We start from the raw sequence: 7174 nt of genomic DNA, 5'->3' as shown, positions 1-7174 counted from the left end.
TCGGGATCTTCGCCTTCGGCTGGTCGATGCACTCCGTGTCCAGCGTTCGCTATGTGTTGGAGACATCATCACGCTCGCTGCAGCTCAAGAACACGCTGACCCAGGCCGACACATCCAATCGATCGCCACGCAGAAATTGGAGGCCCTGGGTTTGAAGGATGTGAACGTCACGATCGCTTTCGACCCGGCGAGCGGTGGCTTCCGCATGGCCCATCTGACCGCCAGCTATGCCTTCGTCATCGAGTTCCCTTACTTCAGCAACTTCCCGATCAACTACGCGACAACCGTTACCGTGCCGATGGTCGGGAGTTAGGCTGGACGCCCGCATATGACGGAACGATAGGCTGCAAAGTTGTTGCTTCAGCGGCCGAGGTCACCAACGACACGGTTGCGCCAGAGTATGCCCGTTCCCGTGAAAATCAAAAGCCGGTCACGATCCAAGGATTGGTATCATATCCGAGGCGCTGTTTTGTTGGTTCAGTGCCATTGAGCGGGGCTGTGGCAGTTCCTGTCAAACTGCAGTCCAGCTCTGGAACGTCTTTCTTTACCGAATGCTTGGCCGAGCAAAGGGCAGCGGCGTCACTGATCACCGTTTTCTTCTCCTTGGCATCAACAGGACCATTTCCAGCCAACAGGACGACCGCACAGAACAACGCCATTTTCATGAGAAACGCCCTCAGTTGAGCATCCCCAGATGCTGCCATCTGACGTTACGTTAATTTTATATTAGCGCAAGAGAATATAGATAGGCAAAAAAAGAATCGGTACGAAAGCAGGCGGCCAAAAACTGGTCGCCTGCCGGCACCCGAAACCCTTATATGGGGATGGTCAACTACAAATGGCCTTACGTCGACATTGTCATGTACCTCCGCGGCAATCCGTAGATCCATTCGATGAGTCCGTTTGCGTGACGCGGTTCGCGAACGAACTGAACCGCCCCGGGTTTTCCGGAGGCCGTTTCGTTTGAGTCACGCGGCTATGGCTGGGTCTTCGAGCATGGCGTAGTAGCGTTCCTCGGCTTCGGCCGGCGGGATGTTGCCGATGGGCTCCAGCAGCCGGCGATTGTTGAACCAGTCGACCCATTCGAGCGTGGCTCGACGGCCTCGAATGAGCGCCAGGGTCCGCGTCGATGGGATCACGTCGGCCTTGTAAAGACCGTTGATCGTTTCGGCGAGAGCATTGTCTAAGAGTCGCCGACACTGCCCACCGAAGGTTCGACGCCGGCCTCCGCCAGGCGCTCGGTGTATCTGATAGAGACGTATTGGCTGCCTCTATCGCTGTGATGGATGAGCCCGCCTCCCTGCACGGGCCGCCGATCATGGAGAGCCTGTTCCAGAGCGTCCAGAACGAAGCTGGCATGCGCCGTCCGGCTCACCCGCCAGCCGACGATCCTTCGCGCATAGGTGTCGATGACAAAGGCGACATAGACGAAGCCCGTCCAGGTCGCGACGTAGGTGAAGTCGGAGACCCACAGCATGTTCGGCGCCGGGGCATGGAACTGGCGATTGACGTGATCGAGAGGGCATGGTGCCGCCTTGTCGCTCACCGTGGTGCGGATCGGCTTGCCGCGGATGATGCCTTCGAGGCCCATGGCCTTCATCAGGCGGGCAACCGTGCAGCGGGCGACATCGAAGCCCTCGCGTTGCAACTGCCGCCAGATCTTGCGAACGCCGTAGACGCGGAAGTTAGCCTCGAACACGCGTCGGACCTCATCCTTCAAAGCCTCATCCCGCTTCGCCCGAGCCGACAGCCGGGAGGGATCGATGCGCTTGGCGACATGGTCGTGGTAGGTCGACGGGGCGATCGGCAGCACCTTGCAGATCGGCTCGACCCCATGCGCCTCGCGGTGATCGTCGATGAACGCGATCATGGCTTGAACCGGCGGTCGAGCTCCGCCTGGGCAAAATACGCGGAAGCCTTGCGAAGGATCTCGTTGGCCTGGCGAAGCTCGCGGTTCTCGCGTTCCAAAGCCTTGAGTTTCGTCGCCACATCCGTAGGCACACCGGCTCGCACGCCACTGTCGCGCTCGGCCTTCTTCACCCACTCATGCAGCGTCTGCGCCGTGCAGCCGATCTTGGCGGCGATCGACGAGACCGCCGCCCACCGCGAGGCATGCTCGCCTTCGTGATCCAGAACCAGCCGCACCGCACGGGCTCGGACCTCGGGAGAGAACTTGTTGGTCGTCTTGCTTGTCATGGCTCCGCCGCTCCATTGCGGACGTTCGCTGCGATATCCGTGAACCTCATCGTCCGCCGCTGCGTCCAGTTTGACTGAGGTTCCTGGATGCTTTTCGAAATGCTTTGCGCCTCCAGCCGAATTGCGCGCGCTTATGAAGGACGTTGGCGGTCGGGATCCGCAGTGGTGCAAACTTCATCGAAGCGCTTATCGGGGGCTCGAGTCGGAAGAGCGCTATCGCCCTTCCCCCCACCCGAGATGCGGGCATGATCGCGCACGCAGCACGCGAATGAAGGCGACACAAGGGGAAGCCAGTCGGCGGCTCTAGCGCTTTACTCTGGAGCTTGCAGAGGGACGCGCCACTCAAGCCCATTCAAACCTGAACCGTTCGCAAGGCGTGTTCTTAAGATTCAGCGATGGGGCCTCAGCCAGAGCGCCCTAGCGTTATTTTAATTCGGCTACTGCGCGTCTTCGCGAAACAGAATGGCCGGTTTGCTCAATATTCTGGCAGAAAATCCCAGGAAATTGAGCTTTCTGCATATGTTTTGGCAGGTTTGTGCTTACCCGTGCCCAAATCGGCGGCAGATTTGCGCGGCTTATAATTGGAATTTTTACTTCTAATTTGGCGGGCAACGCAAAAAATATATCCTGCTCTCAAGCAGACAGCCAGACATCGAAGGAATGTGGATTGCCGACGACAGGTTCGACATACAGGGGAAGGGTTTGACCATGAAACAGGTGAAAGCGTCGACGAATGCACTGACCAGAAGAAAGTTTCTCAAAGGCAGCGCGGCCACTGCCGGAGCCGCCGTCGGATCGGGTGCGATCGGCGGGTTTCCAACGATCTGGGCCCAGGAAATCAAGGACATTGAATTGCGCCATCTCGGCGTTTCGTACTCGGTGGTGAAGGCCATCGGTGACCAGGCCGCCAAGGACCTCGGCTTCAAGGTGACGATGCAGAATCTCGACACCTCGGCAGCCATCAATCGTTTTATCACCCAGCCGAATTCGGTCGACATTGCCGATCTCGAAGGCTGGCAGGCCAAGCTCGCTGCCAAGCGCGGCGTGATCCAGGGCATCGAAGCCAAGAGGATCAAGGAATTCGACAACTTCCTGCCGATCTTCACCAAAGGTGAACTCGACGGGCACAAAATCCCGCGCCAGGGTATCTCTCCCTATGAGGCGCTCTACATCGAGAAACCGGGCTCGACCGAACTGCATGACGGCGTCACCGAATGGCTGACGAATGTCCCGCAGGTCTACAATGCCGATTCCGTCGGCTACCGTCCCGATCTGGTCGGCCATCCGGTCACCGAATGGAAGGAATTGATCGACCCGAAGTTCAAGGGCAAAGCGGCGATCCTCGACGTGCCGGCGATCGGCATCATGGACGCCGCTCTTTGTTTTGAGAGCGCCGACCTGATAAAATACGGCAACAAGGGAAACATGACCAAGGCCGAGATCGACTTCACCATCGACAAGCTGATCGAACTGAAGAAGTCGGGCCACTTCCGGGCCACCTGGACCACATTCGACCAATCGGTGCAGTTGATGGCGGCTGGCGAGGTGATCATCCAGTCGATGTGGTCGCCAGCCGTCGCCGCTGTGAGGGTCAAGGAAATTCCTTGCGTCTATGCCCCGGTAAACAAGAAGGGCGACAAGGAAGGCTATCGCGGCTGGTGCAACGGCATGGGCCTGATGAAACATCTTACCGGAAAGAAGCTCGACGCAGCTTATGAATATATGAACTGGTACATGTCGGGCTGGCAGGGTGCCTTCGTCAGCCGCTACGGCTATTACAGTCCGGTCCCGTCCACTGCGAAGAAGTTCATGACGCCAGCCGAATACACCTTCTGGTACGAGGGCAAACCGGCACCGGAAGAGGTCAAGGATCCCTATGGTGTGCCAATGGAGAAGGTGGGCACCGTGCGCGACGGCGGCTCCTTCGTCGAGCGCGTAACCAATATCTCGTGCTGGAACACGCTGATGGACGAGGCGGCCTACATGAACAAGCGCTGGAACGACTTCAAGGTCGCCTGAGGCGCTAGCCGTAACCGGGCACGCCGTGCCCGGTCGTACCTTCATCCGAAATCTTCGGAGTTCCGCGATGGCGCAAAGCGCTGCGTTGAAGCAAAATCTGGCCGGATGGGCTTACGTGGCTCCACTGGTCGTCGTGCTGATCCCCTTCTTCGTGCTGCCACTGATCGCCGTGGTGGCCGCGAGCTTCTTTGACACCGACGGGTTCGGGGGATTGTTGCCGGCCTTCAACCTCGACAACTACACCGAGATCCTGACCTCGGGACTGACGTTCAATCTCTATTACGAGACGATCAAGTTCACCGTGCTGACCTGGTTCTTCAGTCTCCTCATCGGCTTCTTCGTTGCCTATTTCCTCGTCTTCCATGTCAGAAACCAATTGCTCGCGCTTGGGCTGTTCCTGCTCTGCACGGTGCCGTTCTGGACCTCGAACATCATCCGGATGATTTCCTGGATCCCCTTGCTTGGCAAGGAAGGGCTGGTCAACGAGGCCTTGCTCAAGCTCGACTTGATCGACCAGCCGCTCGAATTCCTGCTGTTTTCGAGCTTCGCGGTGGTGGTCGCCTATGTCCACCAACTGACCATCTTCATGATCGTGCCAATCTTCAATGCCATGGGGCGGATCGACAAACGCATCGTCGAGGCCGCGCTGGACGCCGGCGCCAGTCGTTTCGACATCATGCGGCTGATCATCGTGCCGCTGTCGAAGAGTGGTATCGCGCTGGGCTCGATCTTCGTCATCTCGATCGTCATGGGCGATTTCTTCGTGGTCAAGGTGATGTCGGGCGGCGGTTCGGCCTCGGTCGTCGGCGCCTTCTACGAGGACATCTCTGTGCTGCAGTATCCGACCGCAGCCGCAAGTGCGGTTCTGCTGACGACAATCCTCGTTGTCACGGTCGGCCTGATCCTGCGCTTGGTCGACATTCGCAAGGAGATCACGCGATGAGCCTGGCCCGTGTCTCGGACGCAACCGTCGCCAGCGCACCGGCGCGCAGAAGCAGGGCGATCGCGCCGGCCAGTGGACGCCGGCCGTGGACCTTCTACGTGCTTGCCACCCTGTTCACCCTCTATTTGATGGCGCTCTACGGTCCAATGGCCTGCATCTATATTCTTTCCTTCCAGGATCTGCGCGGCGGGCTGGTCTTCCCGATGAAGGGCCTGTCGCTGCACTGGTTCGTCGACCTCTTCACGCAAGTTCGCACCGGCGATGTCAAAGGCTCCTTCGAGCGCTCGTTCGAGCTTGCGATCGTGGTCACGGTGCTGACGGTGGCCGTGTCCTTCTTGGCCGGGCTCGGCTTCCGCAAGCGCTTCGCTGGCGACACGATCATCTTCTACCTGATGATCGGCAGCCTGGTTGCTCCTGGCCTGGTGCTCGGCATCGGCGTCGGGCTCATCTTCAACGCGGTCGGCGTCGAGGCAAGCCTGTTCACATCGGCGCTTGGCGCGCAGCTTTCATGGACGCTACCTTTCGGGGTGCTTGTCATGTTCGCTGTCATGTCGCGGTTCGACCATGCCTGGGAGGAGGCCGCGCGCGATCTCGGCGCCTCGCCCTGGCAGACGATCCGCCTCGTTGTGATCCCGGTGCTGGCGCCCGGCATTGTCGCTGTCGCGCTGTTCGGCTTCACGCTGTCTTACGATGAATTTGCCCGGACGCTGCAGACGGCCGGCTCGCTCAACACGCTGCCCCTGGAGATCTGGAGCATGACGCTGAACATCACCTCACCGGCGCTCTATGCGCTCGGCACTGTCACAACGATCGTCTCCTTTGTTGTCATTGCTGCGAGCCTGGGCACGATCGCCTCCATGCGGAATCGGCGCGAGTCGCGCCCGTCTGGCCAGTTGGGAGGCGCGGCATGAGCCTCGGCAAGGGCCATATCGAAATCGCCGGGGTTGCCAAGAGCTATGACGGCTTCACCTATGCGGTCGACGGCGTCAATCTGAAGATCCCGGACGGCGCCTATTGCTGCATTCTCGGCCCGTCAGGCTGCGGCAAGACCACGATCCTGCGCATGATCGCGGGCCATGAGGATCCGACCGTCGGCGAGATCCTGATTGGCGGCGAGAATGTCGTCGGCCTGCCGCCGGTCGAGCGCCGCACGGCGATGATGTTCCAGTCCTACGCGCTGTTTCCGCATCTCACGGTGCGCGACAACATCGCCTTCACGCTCAGGGTTCGCGGGCTTTCGAAGACGGAGCGCTACGCCAAGACCGACGCCATGATCGAGAAGGTGCGGATGACCGAGTTTTCCGACCGTCTCCCGGCGCAGCTGTCTGGTGGCCAGCAGCAACGCGTGGCGCTGGCCCGCGCCGCCATCACCGAGCCGCGGGTGCTGCTGCTCGACGAGCCGCTGTCGGCGCTCGACGAGCATTTGCGCATCAGGATGCGCGCCGAGCTGAGACGCATGCAGCGCGAACTCGGTATCACCTTCGTTCATGTCACGCACACCCAGCTCGAGGCGATTGCGCTCGCCGACATGGTCGTCGTCATGGAGAACGGCAAGATCAAGCAGTCGGGTCCGGCGCGCGAAATCTATGCCGCACCGAAGGATCGCTACGTCGCGGAGTTTCTTGGCGGGCAGAATGTCCTGAGCGGCAAGGTCGGCAAGATCAACGGCACGCGGGCGATGATCGCGAGCCCCGAGATCGCCGGCATTCAGATTCCGGTGCACGCTGGTGCCCGGCTTGAGGCCGGCCAGGCAATCGACATCGCGGTGCGGCGCGACGATGTCGAGCTCTTCCGCCAGGATACGGTACTCTCCGAGGACATGGCATCGGTGCCGGCGACGATCCTCGGCATCGAGTACCAGGGAAACTTCGTCAAGGTGATGCTTGACGCGGCCGGCGAGACGGAATTCGTCGCCTATGTGCCGGAGCGCCGTTTTTTCAAGAATCCGTTCGATGTGGGCGACAACGTCCTTGCCGCATGGCTGATCGACCGCGCACATTTGCTTGCCTAGCCCGG

5 protein-coding genes, 2 pseudogenes and 1 other annotated feature are annotated in these 7174 nt (G+C 60.0%); of the genes and pseudogenes, 5 read left to right on the top strand and 2 right to left on the bottom strand.

What is annotated here, in order from left to right:
* Positions 1-313: pseudogene (locus tag NKH02_RS30025) on the top strand (hypothetical protein); the annotation flags it as partial.
* A gap of 106 nt (positions 314-419) precedes the next feature.
* Here NKH02_RS30025 and NKH02_RS30020 read toward each other — a convergent pair.
* Positions 420-665 carry a hypothetical protein gene (locus tag NKH02_RS30020; protein WP_352874133.1) on the bottom strand — a complete coding sequence of 82 codons (246 nt, stop codon included), beginning with the start codon at positions 663-665 and terminating at the stop codon, positions 420-422.
* A gap of 303 nt (positions 666-968) precedes the next feature.
* Positions 969-2196, bottom strand: a pseudogene (locus tag NKH02_RS30015) (IS3 family transposase).
* Positions 1796-1912, bottom strand: a sequence feature (AL1L pseudoknot). Its footprint overlaps the pseudogene before it by 117 nt.
* Positions 2197-2904: 708 nt before the next feature.
* Between NKH02_RS30015 and NKH02_RS30010 the strand changes: the two are divergent.
* The 4 genes from NKH02_RS30010 to NKH02_RS29995 all read left to right on the top strand — a co-directional run bounded on the left by NKH02_RS30010 (position 2905) and on the right by NKH02_RS29995 (position 7169).
* Positions 2905-4215, top strand: coding sequence for an ABC transporter substrate-binding protein (locus NKH02_RS30010; RefSeq protein WP_352883268.1), 1311 nt, complete (start codon positions 2905-2907; stop codon positions 4213-4215).
* A 67-nt stretch (positions 4216-4282) separates the two neighbouring features.
* Positions 4283-5158, top strand: a complete 876-nt coding sequence (locus tag NKH02_RS30005) for an ABC transporter permease (RefSeq protein WP_352872298.1) — start codon at positions 4283-4285, stop codon at positions 5156-5158.
* Entirely contained in the window at positions 5155-6069 is a 915-nt protein-coding gene (locus tag NKH02_RS30000) for an ABC transporter permease (RefSeq protein WP_352872296.1), read from the top strand. The genes NKH02_RS30005 and NKH02_RS30000 overlap by 4 nt, the downstream gene beginning before the upstream one ends.
* Entirely contained in the window at positions 6066-7169 is a 1104-nt protein-coding gene (locus NKH02_RS29995; RefSeq protein ID WP_352883266.1) for an ABC transporter ATP-binding protein, read from the top strand. Before NKH02_RS30000 ends, NKH02_RS29995 begins: the two co-directional genes overlap by 4 nt.
* The last annotated feature ends 5 nt before the right edge of the window (positions 7170-7174 follow it).

It is taken from the genome of Mesorhizobium sp. M1396, assembly GCF_040317725.1.
Lineage (GTDB): Bacteria > Pseudomonadota > Alphaproteobacteria > Rhizobiales > Rhizobiaceae > Mesorhizobium.
This window is presented reverse-complemented; position numbering and strand designations above follow the sequence as displayed.